The 23,911-nt window shown below is 39.1% G+C and carries 24 protein-coding genes; 5 read left to right on the forward strand and 19 right to left on the reverse strand.

Annotated elements, in window-relative coordinates:
- Window positions 1–24: 24 nt before the first annotated feature.
- From feaR to J580_RS08140, 10 genes are all read right to left on the reverse strand, one after another.
- The gene (feaR, locus tag J580_RS08095) at window positions 25–939 is read right to left on the reverse strand and encodes a transcriptional regulator FeaR (protein WP_001077875.1); all 915 of its coding nucleotides are present in this window, start codon (window positions 937–939) and stop codon (window positions 25–27) included.
- 198 nt (window positions 940–1,137) lie between these two features.
- Window positions 1,138–2,094 carry a p-hydroxyphenylacetate 3-hydroxylase reductase component gene (locus J580_RS08100; RefSeq protein WP_080746809.1) on the reverse strand — a complete coding sequence of 319 codons (957 nt, stop codon included), beginning with the start codon at window positions 2,092–2,094 and terminating at the stop codon, window positions 1,138–1,140.
- A 45-nt stretch (window positions 2,095–2,139) separates the two neighbouring features.
- The gene (locus tag J580_RS08105) at window positions 2,140–3,093 is read right to left on the reverse strand and encodes a PDR/VanB family oxidoreductase (protein WP_032003746.1); all 954 of its coding nucleotides are present in this window, start codon (window positions 3,091–3,093) and stop codon (window positions 2,140–2,142) included.
- Window positions 3,094–3,127: 34 nt separating this feature from the next.
- Window positions 3,128–3,865, reverse strand: coding sequence for an SDR family NAD(P)-dependent oxidoreductase (locus J580_RS08110; RefSeq protein WP_032003747.1), 738 nt, complete (start codon window positions 3,863–3,865; stop codon window positions 3,128–3,130).
- A 10-nt stretch (window positions 3,866–3,875) separates the two neighbouring features.
- The gene (locus tag J580_RS08115; protein ID WP_001056940.1) at window positions 3,876–4,361 is read right to left on the reverse strand and encodes an aromatic-ring-hydroxylating dioxygenase subunit beta; all 486 of its coding nucleotides are present in this window, start codon (window positions 4,359–4,361) and stop codon (window positions 3,876–3,878) included.
- 10 nt (window positions 4,362–4,371) lie between these two features.
- A complete protein-coding gene (locus J580_RS08120) occupies window positions 4,372–5,649 on the reverse strand; it encodes an aromatic ring-hydroxylating oxygenase subunit alpha (RefSeq protein ID WP_032003748.1) in 1,278 nt (425 codons plus the stop codon).
- Window positions 5,650–5,678: 29 nt separating this feature from the next.
- The gene (locus J580_RS08125) at window positions 5,679–6,206 is read right to left on the reverse strand and encodes a nuclear transport factor 2 family protein (protein WP_032003749.1); all 528 of its coding nucleotides are present in this window, start codon (window positions 6,204–6,206) and stop codon (window positions 5,679–5,681) included.
- A 10-nt stretch (window positions 6,207–6,216) separates the two neighbouring features.
- The gene (locus J580_RS08130) at window positions 6,217–6,576 is read right to left on the reverse strand and encodes a hypothetical protein (RefSeq protein ID WP_000387554.1); all 360 of its coding nucleotides are present in this window, start codon (window positions 6,574–6,576) and stop codon (window positions 6,217–6,219) included.
- A 25-nt stretch (window positions 6,577–6,601) separates the two neighbouring features.
- The gene (locus tag J580_RS08135) at window positions 6,602–7,750 is read right to left on the reverse strand and encodes an acyl-CoA dehydrogenase family protein (RefSeq protein ID WP_081403596.1); all 1,149 of its coding nucleotides are present in this window, start codon (window positions 7,748–7,750) and stop codon (window positions 6,602–6,604) included.
- 36 nt (window positions 7,751–7,786) lie between these two features.
- A complete protein-coding gene (locus J580_RS08140; protein WP_032003751.1) occupies window positions 7,787–8,896 on the reverse strand; it encodes an amidase in 1,110 nt (369 codons plus the stop codon).
- A gap of 149 nt (window positions 8,897–9,045) precedes the next feature.
- Here J580_RS08140 and J580_RS08145 point away from each other — a divergent pair, with 149 nt between their 5' ends.
- The 3 genes from J580_RS08145 (at window position 9,046) to J580_RS08155 (ending at window position 12,629) form a co-directional block, all read left to right on the forward strand.
- Window positions 9,046–9,513, forward strand: coding sequence for a MarR family winged helix-turn-helix transcriptional regulator (locus J580_RS08145; protein WP_002121038.1), 468 nt, complete (start codon window positions 9,046–9,048; stop codon window positions 9,511–9,513).
- A gap of 400 nt (window positions 9,514–9,913) precedes the next feature.
- Window positions 9,914–11,263, forward strand: coding sequence for a spinster family MFS transporter (locus J580_RS08150; protein WP_017399597.1), 1,350 nt, complete (start codon window positions 9,914–9,916; stop codon window positions 11,261–11,263).
- A 109-nt stretch (window positions 11,264–11,372) separates the two neighbouring features.
- Entirely contained in the window at window positions 11,373–12,629 is a 1,257-nt protein-coding gene (locus tag J580_RS08155; RefSeq protein WP_032003752.1) for an OprD family outer membrane porin, read from the forward strand.
- A gap of 35 nt (window positions 12,630–12,664) precedes the next feature.
- On the opposite strand, the gene J580_RS08160 is transcribed toward J580_RS08155, so the two are convergent.
- Genes J580_RS08160 through J580_RS08175 form a run of 4 tightly spaced genes read right to left on the reverse strand, consistent with a single transcriptional unit; the run spans window position 12,665 to window position 16,500 of the window.
- Window positions 12,665–13,408, reverse strand: a complete 744-nt coding sequence (locus J580_RS08160; protein ID WP_032003753.1) for an SDR family oxidoreductase — start codon at window positions 13,406–13,408, stop codon at window positions 12,665–12,667.
- Window positions 13,409–13,424: 16 nt separating this feature from the next.
- A complete protein-coding gene (locus J580_RS08165; protein ID WP_032003754.1) occupies window positions 13,425–14,123 on the reverse strand; it encodes a histidine phosphatase family protein in 699 nt (232 codons plus the stop codon).
- Entirely contained in the window at window positions 14,120–15,241 is a 1,122-nt protein-coding gene (locus J580_RS08170; protein ID WP_032003755.1) for a phosphotransferase family protein, read from the reverse strand. The genes J580_RS08165 and J580_RS08170 overlap by 4 nt, the downstream gene beginning before the upstream one ends.
- Window positions 15,242–15,258: 17 nt before the next feature.
- A complete protein-coding gene (locus J580_RS08175) occupies window positions 15,259–16,500 on the reverse strand; it encodes an acyl-CoA dehydrogenase family protein (RefSeq protein WP_032003756.1) in 1,242 nt (413 codons plus the stop codon).
- Window positions 16,501–16,589: 89 nt separating this feature from the next.
- On the opposite strand from J580_RS08175, the gene J580_RS08180 reads away from it, so the two are divergent.
- Window positions 16,590–17,510: a LysR family transcriptional regulator gene (locus J580_RS08180; protein ID WP_032003757.1), complete on the forward strand. Its 921-nt coding sequence runs from the start codon at window positions 16,590–16,592 to the stop codon at window positions 17,508–17,510.
- 42 nt (window positions 17,511–17,552) lie between these two features.
- Window positions 17,553–18,365, forward strand: a complete 813-nt coding sequence (gene pcaU, locus J580_RS08185) for an IclR family transcriptional regulator PcaU (RefSeq protein WP_002120879.1) — start codon at window positions 17,553–17,555, stop codon at window positions 18,363–18,365.
- Window positions 18,366–18,458: 93 nt separating this feature from the next.
- Here pcaU and J580_RS08190 read toward each other — a convergent pair whose 3' ends face one another.
- The 5 genes from J580_RS08190 to J580_RS08210 all read right to left on the reverse strand — a co-directional run bounded on the left by J580_RS08190 (window position 18,459) and on the right by J580_RS08210 (window position 23,831).
- Window positions 18,459–19,325 carry an MBL fold metallo-hydrolase gene (locus J580_RS08190; RefSeq protein ID WP_032003758.1) on the reverse strand — a complete coding sequence of 289 codons (867 nt, stop codon included), beginning with the start codon at window positions 19,323–19,325 and terminating at the stop codon, window positions 18,459–18,461.
- Between the two features lie 4 nt (window positions 19,326–19,329).
- A complete protein-coding gene (locus tag J580_RS08195) occupies window positions 19,330–19,743 on the reverse strand; it encodes a YeeE/YedE family protein (RefSeq protein WP_032003759.1) in 414 nt (137 codons plus the stop codon).
- A gap of 4 nt (window positions 19,744–19,747) precedes the next feature.
- Window positions 19,748–20,161, reverse strand: coding sequence for a YeeE/YedE family protein (locus tag J580_RS08200; RefSeq protein WP_005069081.1), 414 nt, complete (start codon window positions 20,159–20,161; stop codon window positions 19,748–19,750).
- A 135-nt stretch (window positions 20,162–20,296) separates the two neighbouring features.
- On the reverse strand, window positions 20,297–20,755 hold the full coding sequence (locus J580_RS08205) for a DUF6438 domain-containing protein (RefSeq protein WP_014206923.1): 459 nt from the start codon (window positions 20,753–20,755) through the stop codon (window positions 20,297–20,299).
- A 646-nt stretch (window positions 20,756–21,401) separates the two neighbouring features.
- Window positions 21,402–23,831: a glucose/quinate/shikimate family membrane-bound PQQ-dependent dehydrogenase gene (locus tag J580_RS08210; RefSeq protein ID WP_032003760.1), complete on the reverse strand. Its 2,430-nt coding sequence runs from the start codon at window positions 23,829–23,831 to the stop codon at window positions 21,402–21,404.
- Between the last annotated feature and the right edge of the window lie 80 nt (window positions 23,832–23,911).

Raw genomic sequence — 23,911 nt, forward strand, 5'->3', positions numbered from 1 at the left:
AAATGACATTGAGAGATGAAAGATTTAAACCGGCATACCCTCTCTAAATTCTTTAGGAGAGATACCATATGTTTTTTTAAAGATCTTTGAAAAATGAGCGCCGTCCCAAAAACCCCATTTCAAGGCAATCTGGGTAATCGAACTCTGTTTGTTCTTTTTATCAAGCAAATCCGCTTTGACTTTTTCTAGGCGTTTGAGCTGTATATATTTGTTAATAGATAAATTTTCTTGAAGAAATAAACGGTAGAGATGACGTAGCGACACCCCAATATGCTCTGCAATTAATTTAGGGGTTAAATCTGGTTTTGCTAAGTTTTCTATAATATAACGCTCAGCTTTTTCCATTAGATTATTTGAGCTATTTATATTTTTATAATTGATTGTGGGTTTGATTAAGGCGATCAGCGCATCTTCAAAAGCATTGCCATCCTCGGTTGCGTACCAAAGTTTGATGTTTTCAGCAGACATATTTTTCAAAATATTCTTGAGTAAAAAACCACTCATATTTTGCGTAATGAGCTTTCCAAAATATTCGGTACTAATATTTTCTTTCAGTAATTTTTCACGCGACAGGTGCACTGAAATCTGGCTTACCAAACCTTGCGGGTACATCGAAATTGTTTCGACTGGGTCTACCAACACAATATCGCCTTCATTCAGGCTTAAGGTTTCATTTTTATATTCGAGCAACATTTTTCCCGAATACTGCAAAATCAAAAAACAAAAACGATTATTCACTCGATCGATTTCATCGGCTTTTCGGACAATTTTATTGGCATTGTTTTTGATAAAAGCAATTTCGGTATCGCCCAATAAAAAGCACTGAACTTCACCAATGAATAAATTACGGGTCCCGTCAAAATCGGTTTCAAAATTGCCGCACACACTTTTAATATGGTGCGTCCATGTGAGTAATGCATCGCTTACATATTGGTTCATCCCTTACCTCTCTATACATGTACCACCGCTCAAAATTTTGCGTTTGTGGTGGTGCACTGTCTTGGCTTATTTGCAATCTTGTTTTATTGATAAACAAATTGTGTGCCAAAAATTCCTTATCCTTGGAATTGTTTTGCTGATAGTCAGCTAGATGTAAAGAAGCTGATAAATCAATTTAATTTATCAGCTTAATGGGACTTATGCTACTCCTGCAAAGTCTCGCAGCATGGTAATAAAAATATCCTTTTGCTCCTCAGAATACTTTTTAAACACCTCATTTTGGTGGCTGTCGGCAATATCAAATAAATACTGCGCCGTTTGTTTACCTTTCTCGGTCAGTGCATACAAATTATCGTGATCGACCAATAATCCTTCAAATTTTAAGATTTCAGCCGACCTTTCAACTTCCTGCATTGGCATAGCAATATCACGCGGTAAATCTTCCTTACTTGAGGCAGTACCACTGGCTAAAACCAGTAAAAGACGTGATTCACTGGTACGGAAACCAGAAGCCATTTGCTTAGGAATATAGTCGGTTTGATAAGCTTTAAAAGCACGGCTCATCAAATAGCAGACATTGTTATATAAGTGCCCATAATGTGTTTGGTCTACGCCGTTCTCTTCAGTTTGCTTAACTTGAAGGCTTGGATGCGGCATGACACAAGAATATGCACCTTGATGGTAAACCAGCGGGCTTCGGCCTTGGTCATGAAAACGAACCACTTTACCAATAATAATCCAGTGGTCACCACCTTCAATCACTTGATAGCGTTCACACTCAAACACAGCAGAACAATTTTCTAAAATGGGTGCGCGTCCTGCGCCAAGTTGAAAATTGGTGTCTGCAAATTTATCAATATTGCGTCTCGAAAACTTATTAGACAGCTCAATTTGCGTACCCGATAAGATATTGACAGCAAAATGTGTCGCTTCTTCAAATACTGAAAAACTCGAAGATTTTTTATCAATGCTCCACAAAATAAGTGGTGGATCGAGTGACACCGAGTTAAAACTATTTGCGGTTACACCGACTTTCTCGCCTTGTGCATTTTGTGCAGTAACAATGGTAACGCCTGTTGCAAAATTTCCTAATGCCCGTCGGAACTGTAGTGGATCGACCGTAAACTCATCTATTTGTTGTAATACATTCATCATCTTTCTCCTAAACCTTCTCTTACATCCATATAAATCGCGAGAGCATTAGATATCTAAAACTAATCTCGATGTTTTAGAGCGTGAACAGCACACCAATATTTGCTCATTGCTGGCCTTTTCTTCGTCAGTAAAGTAAACATCTCGATGATCAGGTTCACCTTCAATTACATCGCACATACAGGTTCCGCATACGCCTTGTTCGCAAGACATCTCAATCTCGATGCCTTCTTTCGCCAAAGCCTGCAAAATGGTTTCGCCAGCTTCAACCATAATGATTTTTCCACTACGCTCAGCCACCACCTCAAATGAATCTCCAGAAGTATCAGTTTCAACTTGGAAATATTCTTTGTGGATTTGCTGTTCAGGAAAATCGTGAGTCGTGGCGAGGTTAATCACCCAATCCATGAAACCGACTGGACCACAGGTGTAAATATGGCTCTCAAGGTCAATATCTTTGATGGCAGATTCAAAAAATGCTCTATGGCTTGCGCCTTCGGATTTAAAATGGAAAGTTGTGTATTGTGCTAACTCACCATTTTTAATTTCATCAACAAAAGCACAGTTTTCTGGGCTAGCACCACAGTAATGAAGCTCAAATGATTCGCCTTCGTATGCAAGTTGGTACGCCATCGTTATTAACGGTGTAATCCCGATTCCACCGCCAATCAAAACACTGTGTTTGGCTTTTAAAAGTGGAAATAAATTTTTTGGCTCACTGACCTGAATTTGCATGCCATCTTTAATTTCATCAAATGCAGAAATTGATCCCCCACGTGATTCAGGGTCACGTAAAATTCCAAGGCGAAACTTTCCTTCGTCATTTGGATTTTGGCAAAGCGAATATTGGCGCACCATGCCATTTGGTAAATGCACATCAATATGTGCACCGGGTTCAACCTTTGGTAATGCAGCAGAAGTTGCTGATTCAAACTCCATAACTGCAATATTTCCACCTTCCACATGGCGATTTTTAACGACAACATCATAAAGTGTAGTCATGATTCAACTCCCTTTTCATGCGTAGCTTATTGGCTTAACGCATGAATAAACCACCGTTAATATCCCATGTTGCACCAGTCACAAACCCCGCATTTGGACTCGCAAGCAACCCACAAGTTTCAGCAATAAAGTGCATACTTCCTAAGGCTTTAACCGGAATATTCTGGATAAACTGTTCCATTTTTTCGTCTGGCACCACGCTATGAACGATTGGTGATTCCATTGGTCCCGGTGCAACTGCATTGACCGTTACCCCTTTTGCCGCAAACTCTTTGGCAAAAATTTTGGTTAACGTCACAATCGCACCTTTGGTTGCCGCGTAGTGTGCACCTGTTGCAGTACCACCGTTTTGTCCTGCTAACGACGCCATATTAATGATGCGTCCATAACCTTTTTTAGCCATAAATTGGCCAATAATTTGGCAAGCTTGAAAGGTGCCGCGCTGGTTGACTTGGGTCACCCAATCAAAATCGGCTGCGGTAATTTCTAATACCGGCGTTGCTTTGGTGACGGTGGCATTGTTAATTAACACATCAACTTTAGAAAATTTCTCTTCAATCCATTGCACCGCTGCATGAAAATCTGCCTCAACTGAAATATCTAATTTCAAGGGAAACATATTTTGTGCATATTGACTTTGTGCCTTGGCATTCTCGGCTTTTTCAAGCGTACTTGCCGACAAAATCACTTGATGGCCTTGGCTCGCAAAATATTCAGCAATCACATTACCGAGTCCAGAAGCAGCACCTGTCACTAAAACAACCTGTTTCATGTTACCGCTCCTAAAGAATGTAGCTAATACCAGCTAAGGTATCGGTTGAGTTAACCAAGTTAATGATTTTACGGTTAATCTTAAAACCAGTATCGGCATCACGAGTCAAATGGTAAGTAATATCTGCGGTGTAATGCTTGAGGTTTTCTTTACGGAATTCACGTAAGTTTTGAGCACAGCGTAAAACGATTTCATCATCCTGATCTTGAATCACTCGTACTCGCGAAATACTGCGTACCGTATTCGCCTTCGGTGCCGTAGAAATTGCCTCACCATTTTCAAGACGCTGTACACGTAAAGTACGCATATGATTATCGTCATAGGCATAATTTAAGTTGTTCTCGTAGTCAGTAAGGTTCGGGTCAATCGGAATGATATAAACGCCCTTTTCATTCCATAAATTAAGCCATTCACGGTACTCGCTGTGGTCTAACATATCTGCTTCAGCCCAGATGAAAGCAGTGACTTCATTTAATAATTGCAGATTCATATTCATTGCTCTCTCCTTAAGCCGTCATCATCTTTTTCCACTGCTGGTATGCTGCGCGCATACCTGTTTCAGCACTGACATCACTTTTTAAGCCGTCTTCAGTTTTGACTTCGCCCGGCAAACCGCGGTTCAACATGATCCATAAATCATTACCAGCATTGGCACCGTGTTGTACGCGCTCCCAAGCTTCTGAGTCATCTGGCGTACCAAAACCAAATGGACCTTGGAAATGTTCATGCAAACGTAAGCGATATTGATTGGCAATTTGTGGGCCACCATCCATCGTAATTACCGAGTGATGAATTTCTGTTTCAGCAACTGAAATTGGCTGTAACACACGGAAGAACGCCATCGAACATGCAATATTCGGGAATAAGTTTAAGTTAAAGCCAGAACCACCGACTGCACGAACAATACGGCGTACTTCTAACTCTTCATGGCCTTCGTCACGCAAAGCTTGAGCCAAGTCTTCAAAGCGCTCTTGAATTGGTCGCTCCATAAGCTCTTCGTCTAGATCAACCAGTTCAGGAATCATCACCATAACACTGTGACCATTACCTAAGTCTTCAACAAAGCCCGGTTGGTTTTCGAAGTTAAAGAGTTCTTCGGTTTTTTCATCGACAGAACTTAAGAATGACTTGTGTACCAACGGGAAATGATAAGCATCGGTGGTATTTTCAAGCTGGATTTTCCAGTTACCCGGAAAACGGAAACGGTGTTCACCCAACACTTTAATTGGATAACCCGCGCCTTGTTTCATAAACAGGTCAATCCATTTTTTTGCAGGTCCAAGGAACTCTTCAAGAGGCTGAATATCTTCTTTAAATGAAGCGAAGATCATGCCGTTATATTCTTCTACACGTAGACTCACCAACGGTAATTCTGACTTATCTAAACAATCGCCGTAACTTTCTGGAGATGGCACACCACGTAAACTGCCATCAAGTGCATAACTCCAACCGTGGTACGGACATACAAAACTATTAGTTTTTCCTTTTTTATGTTCACATACGGTTGCTGCACGGTGACGACAACGGTTTAAAAGTACATGGACTTTCTTTTTACGGTCACGTACCGCCACAACAGGCTGTTTACCGATGTTAATCGTTTTATAGCTTCCGCCTTCTGGAATTTCGCTGGTATGCGCAACCCAGACCCAAGTGCTATAAAAGATTTTTTCCATTTCTTCATCAAAAATACGTTCATCTTTATAAAGAGAAGTATGAGCACGGTCACTTTGAACCAAAGCATCGTAATCAATGCCAATGTTATGCGTTGGGATAATACTGTTCATATCAATAGTCCTTTTAAATATGTCCTGGGTCATTCCTGGGAAGGTACCGGCAATTCAGCTTCAGTGTGCCAATGCGATACGGGACGACTGAAAATATTCTGTGTTTGGAAATGTTTAATTTTCCATGTTCCATCTACTTGCTTTTGAAACTTCACATTGAGCTTTGCTGCATTCAGATGGCTACGGCCATCTTGAAAGGTTGAAGTTTGCAACATGAGCCAAGAAGCATTTGCATCATTTTGATTTACATAAATTTGTTCTGAATTTACAAAGTGTGCATTCATAACAAAGTGAGATTCTTTTTGGGTATAGCTTTTAAACATGTCGTAAATCGACTGCCAAGAATCATAACGGCCAAAAGATTTGGCATATTTCTCGCCAATACCTTCCCAAATACAGTCCTGATCAAAAAGATTCATTAGCTCATCAAGGTCTGTATTTGCATTAAGCTCGTCGCAGATTTCCATATAACGGTTCAAACAATTACGAATAGCGTTGTGCGCTTCTAACTGTTCTAGTCGCTCTAAGATTTCTGCAATATTCACTTTGTCAGTCATTGCGTTCGCCTTAACGTTGGATAATCAATTCACGCCCAACACGAGCTTCAACTTTGCAATATTTCCAAAGTTTGTATGGCCCTTCACCTACCACGGTCGTTCTAAACAAGTTACAAGCGGCATGTACGGTTTCAATATCCGGAACATCTGCAAGCAAGTATGTTGTCCATGGCCAGCCAGCACTTGGGCCAACCATGCTTTGGTCATCATCAAGATTTCCAAAAACATGTACGCCTGGTAAGTCATGAATACCATTCCACATCTCACCAAACGCTGCCCAAACCGCTTTTGCTTCAGCTGGCTCTGCGTCAAAAAAGTTTTGGTTAATACCCATGCAGAACAAAACGCGTAATGATTTTTTAGCTTCCATTTCAATATCCTATTAAAAATTAAACTTATAAATAACCTGGGGTTGGTTTTAACCCGAAACTGATTGAGCCTGCATTTTGTAAAGTTGCATCACCCATAAAGGCATGCTGAGTCACCACGTTGGTGTCATTCACAAAACGGCTAAATGGATTGTTGGTATAGATCGCTGTCATGCCCGCGAGCATTTGCATTTTTCGGGTGACTTTGGCGCAAACTCGCGCTGCATGGGTACATGCCAGACGCATATCGCTAATTTGTTCAGCAGTTGCTTCACGACCAGCAACAATTTCATTCCAAACAATATCCATGGTTTGATAAAACCAAGACTTTGCAGCCTGAAACTCAGCATCAGCTTGAGCGAACTCATATTGAGTCACTGGGCGGTTGGCAATTTCTGACCCACCTGTAATGGATGCTTTACCCGGCGCCAGTTTTTCAAATTCTTCTAATGCGGCAGCTGCAACACCAATACCCACCACGGTTAATACTTGAGTCGCTAAAGACAGTGACGGATATTTAAAAAATGGTTCGCTTAGTTTTGAAGGTTCACCACGGACAAAGGTCCATTTCTTTTCAACCAATACATCTTCGACCACTAAATCATGGCTTCCCGTGCCTTTTAGGCCAACGGTGTCCCAAGTCATTTCAATTTTGGCTTTTTTCGCAGGCATCACTGCCATGCGTGGTAAGCCTTGCATTTCATTGTTTTTAAGCGGTGAAATCCCCACGCCAACAATGTCAGCGCCCATACAGCCACTTGAGAATTTCCAACGTCCACGAACCACTACACCTTCATCGGTAATTTCAGCAGGTTGGGGTGGAAAAATACCTCCGGCAAACACCACATCTGGCCCGTTTTGGTATAACTCTTTAAGCGTTTCTTCAGGCAAACTTCCTAAATACGCAGGGCTCATACCGAAACTTGCCACCCAACCGACTGAACCATCAGCTTTAGATAAAGTTTCGATCAATTCACAAAACTGCCGTGGAGACCATTCTTCACCACCAAAACGCTTAGGAACTAATGCACGATAAACACCAATTTGTTTAAGTTTTTCGATAATGTCTTGGCTCACATACGCTTGATTATCAAACTCACCTGCACAGGCACGCTCACGAATTTCTTGGCACAAAGCATCTAAGTCAACTGCTTTGTCTTGAGAAACAAACTCCATTTTAGACAACTTATTCATCATCTAACTCCTTGTAATTTATTGCATTGCATCAACACAAAATTTAGCTATAGCGCATAATTGCTCATCTTTTTGATGCTTTGATACGATCTGTAAGCCCACTGGTAAACCTTCACTGGTTTCAAGTGGCACTGAAATGGCTGGATGACCTGATAAATTAAATGGTCGAACTAAAGCTGTAAGATTCAAAAAAGCGACCGTGTTTTCAGCTTCAGAAACTTTCGGTGGAATTTGCGGAAGTGTCGGTAGAACCAATGCATCATATTTTTCTAATAAAGCATCGAGTTCTTGGGTCAGCTGCGCTCTCACAACTTCTGCTTGTTTTACTTGCTCTAAAGTGGTGTGTGCCGCTTTTAATAAACGACTATTTACATCAGAACCAATTAAACCCGTTTGAGTTAATTCACCAAAAGCTTGCCAATTTTCATAATTAATAATTTGCATGCCTGCATCATAAGCCGCTTCAAAATGTTCAACTTTTTCTAAAACGGTCTCTAAATTCGCTTTTTGAAGTGCCTGATAAATACAGTTCCAAATAATCTCATCTGCTTTTACATCTAAAACAGCAATTTTTGGTGCACTAGTAAATTCAGTAGGTTTAAAAGTTGGATCAATAATTTGCATGGCCTTTTCAATCATCTCGACTGAATTTGCAAAAGGGCCAACGCAATCTAAAGAACTTGACGGCGGATATACACCTTTTCTGCTCACGCGACCAAAAGTCGGTTTTAAACCAAAAACTCCGCAGCACGCAGCAGGCATACGAATAGAGCCACCAGTGTCTGTGCCTAGAGTAAAGTCAGCTTGTTTAGCAGCAACTGCCGCAGCCGAACCACTTGAAGATCCGCCTGGAATAAGTTCAGGATATTTAGGGTTAATAGGTGTACCAAAAGCATGGTTAATGCCTGTAATACCGAAAGCCAATTCGTGCAAATTTGTCTTGCCAATAATTTCGCAATCAGCTTTCAAGATGTTTTTAACAACCTCGGCATCATCTTGAGCAGGTTCAACATTTAATAAAGCTCGACTGCCAGCAATGGTTTTTAGACCTTGAATATCAATTGTGTCCTTGACCATGACCTTGAGCTTGCCACTTCCTTTGTGCACGCTTTGGCTAACAATATTCATTCACTTTTCCATGTATTTTTATCCATTAATCAAAATATGGGAAAATTTACTGGAATTGTCAAGTATTTTTTATAATTTGTTCTTAAGGAAATATGCAAAATTTTATTTATAATAGGATTACCCTTTTTTCACTAAGTTATTGCTTAGCTATGCTTGATCATTTAGAACAATTTCTTCCTAATAAAGAACCGTCGAGTATTCAAAATTTCCCTTTTTTTTGGGTTTCCCAAGTGAATGGAAAGTATTCACAACTGATTGAAAAATCAATAAAAAAGCTAGGTATTGATAATACACGCCGTAAAATTATTTTAAGCACTAATGCCCTTGGGGAAGCCAGTATTACCGACATTGCCAATCTTTCTACTTTAAAGTTAACGACGGCAACAAAAGCTGTATATCGCTTGGTAGAAGATGGAATTGTCGAGGTCTACTCTTCTACTTCTGATGAACGGATCTCGATGGTGAAATTAACGGCCAAAGGTATTGAGCTGGTTGAACAGATTAATCAAATTAGTGTGGTCACCTTGGCAGGCATCCTGAATGCTTTTTCAGAAGACGAGCTACATAATTTAAATACCCAGTTAAAGAAATTATTTGACCTGATGCCATCCAGCTAAATATTTCTCATTATGATAAATTAGCTCTCTTAGAGCAGTTAAAAATTTCTTTTTCTTTAGCTGCTCTTTCGTTAAAACAATAAAAACTAATAAAATCAAATTCTTATATCATAAATTTATCTATATATAATTACTTAACATACTTTTTAGGTATTCTAACATACTCAATAAGTAATGGAATTTTACATATAAAAAGAAAATAATAATTCCATGATCTTAAAAATCCCATTAACTCCTAATTGGGTTTAGACGCACTCTTCCGGTCTGTACGAGACCAAATTACTCATTTCTAGCCTATTTATTATTCTTATCTAAAAGGGGGAAATATCGAAAATTTTAGAGGAATAATAAAAGTTAGATATCAATTTCTTTAAGCGTTTTATACATAAGGATTAAGTGTATGAACCAAAGTAATATCGCTGTTGAAAGGACACAGAAGAAAAGCAATGCATATGCATGGTATGTGGTCATACTTTGTATGTTGGCATATATATTTTCATTTATTGACCGCCAAATTCTGGCGCTGATGATTGAACCCATCAAAGCAGATCTCCAACTTTCAGATACTCAATTTAGCTTATTACATGGCCTCGCCTTCTCACTGTTTTACGCCGTTATGGGTTTACCCTTAGCCTATATTGCCGATCGTTTTTCACGACCAAAACTAATTTCAATCGGGATTATTGTTTGGAGTCTGGCAACAGCAACTTGCGGTTTAAGTAAAAACTTTATTCAACTGTTCTTAAGCCGTATGGCAGTAGGTGTCGGTGAAGCGGCTTTATCTCCAGCGGCTTATTCAATGTTTAGCGACATGTTTAGTAAGGACAAACTGGGGCGTGCTGTCGGGATCTATTCAATTGGTGCTTTTTTAGGTGGAGGTATTGCCTTCTTAGTTGGCGGTTATGTGATTAACCTGCTTAAAGGCGTGACACTCATTGAAGTTCCATTATTAGGGGCCCTTAAAGCATGGCAAATTGCCTTTTTAGTGGTGGGTTTACCCGGCATCATTATTGGTTTGCTGTTTATTTTGACCGTTAAAGACCCTGCACGTAAAGGCCAACAGCTCAACCAAAATGGACAAGTTGACCAAGTTAAATTCACACAATGTCTTCAGTTTATTAAAAAACATTCGAAAACATTTGCTTGTCATTATTTAGGTTTTACCTTTTATGCAATGGCACTCTATAGCCTAACTAGCTGGACACCTGCATTTTATATTCGTAAGTTTCAACTGGCGCCGACTGAAACAGGCTATATGCTTGGTACCATTCTGTTAGTCGCAAATACATTAGGCGTATTTTGTGCAGGCTGGCTAAATGACTGGTTTATTAAAAAAGGTCGCCAAGATGCGCCGATGTTCACGGGTGTAATTGGTATTGTTGGCCTGATTATTCCAATCGCATTTTTTACCCAAACAGATCAGCTTTGGCTTTCAGTTAGCTTACTAATTCCTGCAATGTTCTTTGCATCTTTCCCTCTAGTGATTTCAGCAACTGCTTTGCAAATGTTAGCCCCAAACCAGTTTAGAGCACGCCTTTCTGCCCTCTTCCTTTTGGTGAGTAACTTAATTGGACTCGGTATTGGCACAACACTGGTAGCCATTATTACAGATAAAGTTTTTGGTAGCCCATTAATGGTGGGTTCTTCTTTATCTATTGTGGGTGGTTTGTCTTGTGTACTGGCTTTAATTCTACTTTTTAAAGGCTGCAAATTCTTTAGTGAAAGCATGAAGCTTGAAAAATTAAATTAATAGGTCTCACCAATTGCAAAAATGTACTCTCTAACTAAACGCTTAGAGAGTACCGAAATATTAGAAATTATTTAGTGCCGAGGACAGGCATACATTTGGGAAATGGATTATGGAATTATTTCACCGTTTTAAACCACACACTTTAGCCGTTGCCACTTTATTACTGATGTGCAGCAACTCATGGGCCGCAAATCCAAATCAGCAAACTGAAGATGAATGGAAATTCACGCTAAAGAATGCTTATATCAACCGTGATTTTGATAACGATGTCTTAAAAGATACTGGCAGTTGGTCTCAGGCAGCATCATTATTCTATAAATCGAAAATGCATGACCCCCCGTTAGTCATTGCAGACAAGCCAATCACGATTGGGGCTGATGCTTCTGTCCAATACGCAGTGCGCTTGAGTTCAGACAAACATGTTGCGGATACAGTTTTGCCTTTTAATAAAGAAACGCAATCTCAGGCTTCAGACTATCTAAAATACGGCGCGACTTTAAAGCTGGGTTATGACAAAACTCTTTTAAGTATCGGTGAACTCTGGCTAGATTTACCTGTAACTGCCGTAGATGCTAGTCGTCAGTTACTCACTTCATATTGGGGAACTAACCTTAAGTCGCAACTTTCAGATCAACTCTATACTGAAATTGGCCGAGTGGAAAAAGTGTCGCCAAGAAATGAAGAAGACTTTAAAAAGTTTTCCTTTACGGCAAATGGGGTTACTAAAGAATCTGATGGCCTAAACTACATTGACTTACGCTATCAATTCACGCCGTCTTTAAAGGGTGAATATTATTTTGGTAATTTAGAAGATCTGTATAACAAGCATTATGTTGGGCTTGAACATACTTGGAAACAACCAACTTTTGCCCTCACCTCTAAGTTTAAATACTTCAATGCAAAAGATGATGGCAATACTTTTGATATTGATGCGCAGAACATTGGATTACTTGAAACAGTTAAAGTAAAAAACCATACCTTTGGTTTGGGTTACCAACAGATTATTGGTGAGTCGGCTTACCCGCTACCAGATGGCTTCTTACCAGAAACTTATTTCATTAACTGGAACGCTACCGGATTCTTTAAAGAAGATGAAAAGTCTTACCATGTAATGTATGGCTATGACTTTAAAGATTATGTACCGGGTTTAAATGCAATGGTAAAATATGTATATGGCCATGACTTTAAAGCAGCAAATGGTGAAAAGAACCATGAAACTGAGTCGAATGTGATTTTAAACTACGCATTTCAGCAACCATTCTTAAAAGGCGTCGCTCTACAATATATTCGTATTGATTACAACGTTAAACACGGCAATGACTTTGGTGAAGACCGTTTATTCGTCAATTACACCAAAAAATTCTAAATAAAAATTCCCCCCTAATTTTAGGGGGTATTTTTTTATCCTAATTTATTGACCAACTTTAATGGTAAAACCTTCATGGCAATACTCATTGGTAACCATGGCCACTGTGGCACATAAGCTTTTACAGGTTGTTTTTCGATAGCTTTTACTAAAGCTTTACATCCTGTTTTGGCGTCAACCTCAAAAGGTAAATGTTTAGCACCTTCATTCATTTCAGTTCGGATGTAACCCGGGAAAATGGTTGAGACTTTAATTGGGGTATCCAGTAATTCAGCACGAATACCCTCGGCCAAGTGAGCAACTGCAGCTTTACTTGCTGCATAAGTCGATAAATGTTTTGGTAATCCACGCATCGCACTCATGGATGACATCACCACTAAATGACCTACATTTTGCGCTCTAAAAATTTCAATCGCTGCCTCACACTGTGCTAAGGCAGAGATAAAGTTTGTTTCAGCTGTGGCTCTGTTAATTTCAAAATTACCTTTACCAATACGACGGCCATTACCTACTCCGGCATTTACAATAATTCGGTCTAAATAGCCGAACTCTTGTTTAAAGGCACGAAATACTTCAAAAACCTGATCATAATTGGTAACGTCTAGATTTTTTGCAATTACCTTAATACCGTACTCATTTTCAAGTTCAGTTTTTAAAGTCTCTAATCGGTCTAAACGGCGTGCACAAATCGCCAAGTTATAACCTTTGGCTGCAAATTCATGCGCCATACCTGCGCCCAATCCAGAACTTGCACCTGTAATCAAAATTGTCTTTGCCATGCTTTTATCCTTATTTTTAAATCCATGTCAGTAAATCTGGACGCTCAGCTTTTATAAAATGATGTTCATTTAAACTTAAGACCTGAGCTTCATTTCCAACCAAACGTAAAGTCGTGAGACTTGTATTGGTAATTGCCCAATTCAAGGCAAAAGTTCGATTGGGGCTCAGTTCAAGCAGCTTGCCAATTGCTACGGAAATAACACCACCAGAGGTAAAAACAACTGCATAACGAGGTTTGGTTTTTGCTAACTCATCACAAAGTTGCTGCAATGCTGTTTCGACTCTTTCTTTAAAGTGTGGCCAAGACTCATCATACTCATGATGAAAATCGCCATCTGTCCATCGTCCAATGGCACCTTCAAATATTTTGGCAAGATAAGCACGCGGGTTTTGTTCTTGTGCAACATCAGCTTTTAAAAGTTCAGGCTGTTCAAAACGCGGTTCATAGCGGGCAAAAACCTGCTGATGATTAAACTCATTCCATAAATTATTATGATGAATTACCGCATCTGGGAAGCATTCATTGAGTGCGAGCTTTGCTGTTTGCTCGTGGCGCTGCATGGTTCCAGCAACCACATAAGGTTGTTCTTTCAATATTTGCTTAAAATATTGGCCTAATAAAGTCGCTTGAGCTTCACCATTTTCAGACAGCTCATCATAGTTACTTTTACCAAACGATGCCTGTCCATGCCTTACCAGATAAATTGTGGTCATCTTCTTAAAATACCCTGTATTTTCTGTAGAGATTGCTGAGCAAATTCCGATTCTTGCAGTTTTTGCTGGGCGATAAGTTTTAAAGCTCTGATATGTAGTGCATGGATCACTATCCAGAAATCTTTAAAAGCAGGGTTTCTGGTTTGTTTATGGTAATAACGATAATAGATTTGCTGGGCGATCACTGCTAAACGGAATACACCGAAGACTTCATAAAAAGTCCAGTTTTGGGGCTCCAGACCAGTTTTTTGCAAATAATAGTCAACGACTTCTTTGCGAGAGAACATTCCCTTTAAGTGAGTCGGCTGACGACGTGTCGATCTAAAAATCATATTATCCGTGGGCTCAACCCAATAGGCCAAAGCACTACCTAAATCCATTAGAGGATCACCCAAAGTCGCCATTTCCCAATCCAGCACTCCAATCACTTCAGTTGGATGTTTTGGATCTAAAATCACATTATCAAAACGCCAATCATTGTGAATAATACAAGTCGTAGAATCTTGAGGGATATTATCGTTTAGCCATTTTCGAACATATTTAAAAGAAGGAACGTTGATTGTACGGACTTTTTCATAACGCTTATCCCAACCTTCAACTTGTCTACGGCAATATCCTGTACCTTTACCTAGTTCAGCTAAAGGCGTGTTTTCATAAGGAACTTGATGTAGCTCGATCAATTTATCAATAACGTTTACACAAAGCTCATGGACACCTTCTTCATTAAAGCCAAGCTCAGGCGGTAATTTTGCACGAGGAATAATACCTTCAATGCGTTCCATGACATAAAAATCACAGCCAATGACCGATTCATCCTGACAAAGTGCAACCATTTTAGGAAGCACTGGATAATAAGGCGCAAGATTTTTCTGCACTATATATTCACGGGCCATATCGTGGGCTGACTTCGCTTTTGTTCCTTTTGGGGGACGTCGCAAAATTAAATCGGTATTTTCATATTTTAAACGATAAGTCCAATTCGACGCCCCGCCCGTATATTGAGTAACAACTGCTGGGCCAACCAACTCAACTCCTTGGTTTTTTAACCAGTTTTCAACTGCCCCAATATCAAGCTCTTCACCTTCACGTACTTCACCGCCTACATCAATTACCGACATATTCACTTCCTTTAAACTTATACTTTCTTATGACGACCATAACCACGTTTGGCCAACTCTAATTTGGCAATCATGCCTTTATGTACTTCATCCGGACCATCAGCTAAACGTAAACTGCGTGCTTGGGCAAAGAAACCCGTTAATGGTGTATCTCTTGAAACGCCCGCACCGCCATGTAGCTGAATCGCCATATCGACTACTTTTTCTAAAACACTCGGAGCCACTACTTTAATTGCAGATATTTCTGTTAAAGCAGCCATATTTCCTAAAGTATCCATTTTATAAGCAGCATACAAGGTTAAAAGTCTGGCTTGATCTATGGCTACTCGAGCATCGGCTACGCGTTCGAGGTTTCCACCGAGTTTTAAAATTTCTTTACCAAACGCCGTTCTAGACATGCCTCTATCAATCATAAGCTCTAAAGTTTTTTCAGCAGCGCCAATACAACGCATGCAATGGTGAATACGTCCTGGCCCTAAACGCCCTTGTGCAATTTCAAAACCTTGCCCCGCTCCACCAATAAAGTTTTCGAGAGGCACTCGAACATTATTAAAATGAACCTCACCGTGTCCATGCGGTGCATCATAGTCGCCAAACACAGGTAACATCCGTTGAATTTCAACACCTGCGGTATCAATCGGTACTAAAACCATAGAGTGTTGATGATGACGGTCTTTGGTTTCATCTGGGGTATGCGCCATAAAAATAATGACTTTGGCATTTGGATCACCTAAACCAGAAGACCACCACTTTTTGCCATTTAAAACAATTTCATTACCTTCGATTAAGGCAGTCGCTTGCATATTTGTTGCATCACTTGAAGCAACCTCGGGTTCCGTCATGCAAAAAACCGAACGGATTTTTCCGTCCAATAATGGCTCTAACCATTGCTGTTTTTGCTGTTCATTACCATAGCGCCATAACAATTCCATATTTCCTGTATCTGGTGCATTACAGTTAAAAACGGTTGGTGCCAATAAACTGCGGCCAGTCAATTCAGCAATATGCGCATATTCTTGAACAGTTAACCCAGCACCCAACTTTTCATCGGGTAAAAACATATTCCAAAGACCGGCTTTTTTTGCTTTAGTTTTCAGAGTTTCTAACAGTTCAGGCCACTGCCATTTTTTCCAGTTCCCATCTGGATTTAACTCATGAACCTCTTCCCAAAATTTTGCTTCGACAGGTTCTATTTCTTCTAAAATAAATTTTCTTGTTCGCTCAGCAAAATCTTGAGCTTTCTTTGAAAGTTCAAACATTCTTTTTTCCTTCACATCATTATCTGGTCTTTACATCAACATAACTTGAAACTTAATATGAATGAAATGATTTTATTAAATAACACCTCATGAATAATATTCATAACTTACATGGCCTAGATCTAAGTTTTTTCCACCGGATTGATATCAATTTATATCCGCTTTTTATCGCGATTTATGAACAAAAAAGTATTTCGAATGCCGCAAGTAGCCTTAATATTACGCAGTCAGCGGCAAGTCATGCTTTGCAGCGTTTACGTCAGCAACTTGAAGATGATGTATTTATACGAGTAGGCAATAAAATGTCTGCCACTCCTTTTGCTGAGCAGATTTACCCAACGGTGAAACAAGCACTTTTAACCATCCAAAATATTAGCCAGCAGAAACATGTGTTCGATCCAACAAGCTTAAAAAACTTAAAAATCGCCGTGCATGATGAAATTGAGCCGATTATTCTTCCAAGACTAGCTCAACATTTTCAAAATCTTAATTTAGATTTGCAGTTTGTGAGTATGAAACTCGATCGAAAACATATTATGACTGACTTAGCGACACAACAGCTCGATTTCGTGATTGACCTAGAACAATACTTATCTCCAAAAATTACCTTTGATCATTTGGTAACAGATGAGTTTGTCATTTGCAGCCAACTTAAAGAAGTCGATTTAGCTAATTATATCAGTGGTCGGCACATTGGTGTTTCGTCACGCCGTACGGGCGCTTTACTTGAAGATATTTATTTAAACCAACACCAAAAAATTTCAAGAAATGTATTTATGCGCTGTCAAAACTATTCAACGGCGTTACAAGTTTTGGGAGCTCAAGCCGACGCAATACTCACCATGCCTCGAATGATTTTACAGCATTTGTCTTATAGTCATGAAATTTGCTTACATTCTCTGCCTTTTGAGATAACCAATATTAAAATGGGTATGTTTTGGCACGAAGATTTAAGGGATAATTTAAGACATCAATTTCTGCGACATGAAATTATTAAACTTTTTCAGTAAAGCAAATTGATCTACTAAGCTTCTATCGTACAAGGATCAGTAATGAGTAAAGATGAACGGATAATCCAGAATCAGGACAACAAAAAAACGATTCGTCATGAAGATTACATTGCTGGTATTGGTAAAGGCATGGCGATTTTAGATAGCTTTAGTAGTAATCAACATCGTTTAAATATTTCTATGGCTGCCGAAAAAACTGGGCTTACCCGAGCGGCAGCAAGACGTCATTTATTAACTTTAGAATATTTAGGTTATCTTGAGTCAGATGGCCACTATTACTATTTAACTCCGAAAGTTCTTAAATTTTCAGGAGCTTATTTAGGTGCAGCTCAGCTTCCAAAAGTGTCCCAGCCTTTATTAAACCTTCTAACTAACCAGACTTCCCTTATTTATTCAGTGATGGTACTTGATGGTTATGAAGCCATTACCATTGCCCGTAGTGCTGCCCACCAACAAACTGACCGGGTAAATCCATATGGTTTGCACTTGGGTAACCGGTTACCTGCTCATGCTACCTCGGCAGGTAAAATTTTATTGGCACATTTAAGCCAAGAAGAACAATTGGACTGGCTCCAAAAATATCCACTTCAGCGTTTAACTAAATATACGCATGTCGAAAATGATAAATTTCTAGAGTTACTACAAGAGATTCGAGAACAAGATTGGTGTTATTCGCGTGAAGAACACGAATTAGGAGTTCATGCGCTCGCCGTACCGATTTATGGGCAAGACTTTAAAGTGGTTGCAGCTTTAAATATTGTTTCTCCAACGATGAAAACAACTGAAGAATATTTAATTCAACATATTCTGCCGTTATTGCAAGAGACTTCGCGGGATTTGAGACAAGTTCTTTAAATCTTGCTTAGGCTATTTTATAGGGTTAATTTTATTGTTTACTTAGGCTATTTGGATAGATTGAACGATCCCAAATAAATGCTTAGGCTATTTCTAAAAGTAATTGAAAGGGATTTTCAAATAGCGAATCCCATTCGCTTCAGGTTCCGGAAAATTTCCACCATTCATATTAATTTGAATTGAAGGCAAAATTAATTTTGGCATTGCCAAAGTAGCATCTCTTTCTTGACGCATTTTGATGAATGAGTCCTTGGAAACTCGTCGATTTAAATGAATATTGCTTTGTTTTTGGGTTCTAATATCTGTTTGACAGATATATTCATCACGACCTTCGGGCTTATAGTCATGGCATAAAAACATGCGCATATTGTCAGGAAGTGTATAAATTTTTTGGACCGAATCATAAAGCTCAGCAGCACTTCCTTTAGGAAAGTCGCATCTTGCTGAGCCATAATCGGGCATAAATAAGGTATCACCTACAAAAACAGCATCGGCAATCACAAAGCTTAAGCAAGCTGGCGTATGCCCTGGTGTAGGAATGTTATAGGCTTCTATCTCCCCTATTTTGAAATGTTCATAATCTTCAAACAAATAATCAAATGGCTGATTTTCATTGAATTTCTTAAAATCAAAATTATAGATAGCTGCAAAAGTTTCTTGTACTACCGAGATTTTTTGACTAATCGCAATTGTACCGCCCAATTTAGATTTTAAATATTGAGCCGCAGTCATATGGTCGGCATGTACATGGGTTTCTAAAATCCATTGTACTTTGAAGTTTTGCGCCAAGACATAATCGACGATCAGATCAGCATTGGATGTTTTTGTAGTGGCCGATGCGGCATCGTAATCAAGCACGCTATCAATAATAGCGCATTGAAGAGTCACTAAATCCGCAACAACATAGCTAAAAGTATTGGTGTTTTCATCAAAAAAATCTTTTACTAGAGGTTGTTGCATAGGCTTAATTTCCTTTATTTAAAATTCGGTAAATAAACATTCCTAATAACATTGCGACAATAAAATAAAGCGCTTCAAAATGCCCTAATCCAATCAGAGTTAAAGCGGGCGCTGGACATATACCTGCTATTCCCCAGCCTATACCGAAAATAAAAGCACCCACAATTAACCTTTGGTCAATCTGTGTATTCGTTGGTAATTGAATTTGTTCATTAAAGAGTGTTTTAGGACTTTTTATAGCCTTTTGAAATGGAATAAATGCCACAGCAATAGCACCTAACATTACAAACATTAAGCTAATATCCCACTGCCCAAAAATATCTAAAAAACCTAATACCTTTTCTGGATTAGACATACCAGAAATCATCAAACCTAATGAAAATAAGCTACCAAATAAAAAAGCAAAAATGTTTTTCATAGGGTTACCCCATCACATGACGAATGATATAAACCGTTAACATGCCAGCAAACATAAAAACTGCTGTCGCTATCATCGAGCGTTTTGATAACCTGCTCATACCACAAATACCATGGCCACTTGTACAACCCGACCCTAACCGTGTTCCAAAGCCTACAAGTACACCTGCTAGAATAAGTGCAAATGTATTAGCTTTAATTTCAATTTCAGGCTGATAAAAGTAACCATATATGAAAGGTGTAATCACAAGGCCCGCAATAAACCAGAATGCCGAACTCTTAAAAGTGTCTTTAGTAGGATTGATGACTTGAGCAAGCAAACCACTGATTCCGGCTATACGGCCATTTATATATAAATATCCAACTGTTGCGATGCCTAGTAATAAACCACCAAAAAAGGCATAGACAATATTTGACATATAACCACTCTTAACAATATATGTTTTTATAATTTGTATTATACGCTGATTCTTTTAGAAATACTTAAAATAAAACTCTTAAATGTATAATTCCTCTTAACAAGAAAAAGCCCCAAGATTTTGGGGCTTTTATCATTAAATTAGATCTTTAATGCCTAATTGTTCAGGTAACTTTTCCATAACCTTATTCAATCTATTATTTGCTGGAGAGATACAACCTGTGTAATGGCTTAATTTAGTTTCTGTGCCATTAGGTTGAATCCAAGTAATGTAATAGCTAGACATGTCGGTCGCTGTTTGCTGGCAACCGGCAGTTTTTGATTGTGTACCTGTTTCAGGGCGATAAGTTTTTAGATCATCTGCAAGTTTTTTATAATCTTTTACGCTACCTTGAATTTCTTTAACACCTATAGCTTTAGTGTATTGTTTACCTTCAAAGCGAATTAAACCTGTAGGTGTTACTTCTACAGAATAAATCGGACATGCGCCAAAACATGGGCTAGAAGCATAGCGAATTGTCTCTTGTGTATTCGGTGCTTGCTGAACAGAAGCACAACCCATCAAAGCTAAACCAGATAAAGTTGCAAGAACCAAAAATCTCATTACATCACCTATTATTATCAAGTGGCTTTAATTTATCAAATCATACACTTCTTGTCATTAAAGACTATTTTTTGTGATTTTATTCATTATTTAACTTTTAATTTTGCTTAGGCTATTGAGCAAGATAAAAACATTTTCTTTCATCCATAAAAAAAGGCCCATCTTTCGATGAGCCTTAAGCCATAAAAGCTTAAATTCCTGAAATACAAATTATTACTGGATAGTAATAATCTGCGTCGACCATTCTAGCGCAACCCAATAAATTATATAAATATAATATAAGTATATATTTAAGCTCGTTTTTCCAACAAAAAACACCTTATTTTTAAGGTTTAAAACTTAATAATGTTTATTTTTAATTAAAATTCACAATGTTAAGTTAAACAAAACTTAATAAAAGTTAAGGTTTTATTTATAGGTAAAACATCCTAAGGAACTGGTCAATAGTTAAGCTATATCTAGCGTTCAGGCTGAATTGACCATAAAACTATTTCAAGTTTAGCAACAACATCAAGCACTTTTTTACTATTTGGTAAAGCTATCTAGTTAAAAATATAGAATTTACTTTTACTCTTTTATATAAAAAATATATTAAAGGATAAGGCAAAAGAGAAATACTCTCTTTTGCCTTTCTTAATTATTGTTCTAAGCTATAAGCGATCACATAATCACCATGATCAGGTGATTGACGTGCTCCACCTGCGGTAACAACCACATACTGTTTACCTGTTTTAGGTGAAACATAGCTTATTGGTGTTCCTTGGCTACCTACTGGCATGCGTGATTTCCACAGTTCCTTACCTGTAGATGAATCAAATGCACGTAAGTAGTAATCTTGTGTTGCAGCAAAGAAAACTAAGCCACCTTGAGTTGCCATCGGCCCGCCAATTGTTGGCATACCGATCGGTGCCTTTAAGCCCATCTTAATACCCATAGGCCCAGTATCTTCTACTGTACCTAATGGTACTTGCCATGCAACTTGACGAGTTTTCAAATCAATCGCAGTCATGGTGCCAAATGGTGGTTTTTGACAAGGAATACTTAGAGCCGACATAAAGCGGTTTTTATTCACTTTATATGGTGTACCTTTCATTGGTACAGCTCCCATACCTGTGTTTACTTTCTCTCCACCATTCGCCTGAATCTTAATATCTTCAGGAGTTTGCTCCATCAATTGAATCCATAAGCCAAGGCGCATATCGTTCACGAACATATAACGATGAGTCGGATCAAAAGCAATGCTACCCCAGTTCATGCCACCCAAAGAACCTGGGAAGCTTAATGAAACGTCAGTACCCGGTGCAGTAAATAGACCTTCGTAACGCATTGACTTGAAGTTAATACGGCACATGAGCTGATCAAACGGCGTTGCACCCCACATATCTGATTCAGTTAAAGTCTGATTACCAATTTGAGGCATTTCAACTGAACGTGGTTGAGTTGCACTGTATTGCTCACCCGGAATATTGGCAGGCTTAACTGGCTGTTCAATTACTTTAGTCAGTGGTTTACCCGTTACACGGTCAAGCACAAAGAATTGACCTGATTTGGTTCCAATCACAACAGCAGGTTTAGTCGTACCATCTTTCAATGGGAAATCAACTAGACTCGGTTGCATTGGTAAGTCAAAGTCCCATAAATCGTTATGAACAGTTTGATATACCCACTTCTCTTTACCTGTTGTCGCATCAAGTGCTAACACAGAAGTATTGTATTTGTGATCTAATGGATTACGGTTGCCCCCCCAAATGTCGACAGATGAACTGCCCATAGGTAAGAATACCGTATTCATTTGTGGATCATATGACATTGCAGCCCATGAGTTTGCTGAACTACGTTTATAGGTTTCACCCGGTTTAAGAACATAGTTAGGGTTTGGATTACGCGGGTCAAATGCCCAGCGAAGTTTACCCGTAATTACGTCATAACCACGAATAACACCACCCGGCATATCTGCGGCCACGTTGTCGGCAATACGGCTACCCACCACAATAGTTGTTCCAGCAATAGTCGGTGCAGAAGTCACTTCAAAACGCGGAGCTTTTGTTCCAGCGCCAAGACCTTCTAGCAAATCAACCGTTCCATTTACACCAAAATCAGCACAGCGCTGACCGTTATCTGCATTCACTGCAATTAAACGACCATCAGGTGTATTGGTATATACACGGCGTGGACATTGTGTATTGGTTGCAACCGCAGTTACTGCATTTGCACCAGCTAAAGTTGGTTGTACAAGCGGTTTTGTTGAATCAAAGTATGCAACACCGCGGCAACGTTCCCAAGCATCGGCTGTAGAGTTCACCTCAGCTTTCCAGAGTTGTTTGCCCGAATCAGCATCTATCGCAAAAATGTTGTTATGTGGTGTACATAAAAACACTTTATTTCCAACTTGTAGCGGAGTCATTTGGTCTTCGGCACCATTACCGCTACCCGTTGTAAAGTCGCCCGTTCTAAAGCGCCAAGCTTCTTTTAATTTATGAACGTTATCTCGGTTAATTTGATCGAGAGCAACAAAGCGGCTACCACCTGCATCATTACCATAATTTTCCCAATTTACCTGTTTTTTTGCAGGATCAACTGGTACTAGAGGTAGTTTTTCACCTGAACTTGCTACTGTTGGATGTGGTTGGAACATTTGATAGAGCGCAATCAACATTCCCACAACAACTAATCCACCTACCGCATAGGATGAAGATGCCAAACTCGTTTGAAATTGGTAACGTCGGATTGAAGGCAAAGTAAATAGCAAGGCAGCAAAAAGACCAGCAGGAAACATTAAGCGCGAAAATAACGGCCAAAATTCCCATCCAGCATCAACAAATGACCAAATTACGGTACCAACAAAAACAGCCGCAAAAATCCAGACACCCAGCGCTTTTTTTCGGAAAATACTAATTGCAGAAATGGTAATAAATAATCCTGCTATAAGGAAATACCAAGAACCACCGAGAGATACTAGCTTTCCACCACCTACGATGTAAAAAACACCAGTAGCCAATAAAACTAGACCTAATATAAAACACCATATTTTGAATAAGATATGAAACTTAGAATCTGACTCAGACATAGACCCTACTCCACATATACTGAACCCGAATAGTTCAAGCATTTGGGCCAGTTAAACTATGTCTAACCAGCCATCAATAT

The organism is Acinetobacter sp. 1542444, assembly GCF_000581835.1.
Taxonomy (GTDB): domain Bacteria; phylum Pseudomonadota; class Gammaproteobacteria; order Pseudomonadales; family Moraxellaceae; genus Acinetobacter; species Acinetobacter pittii.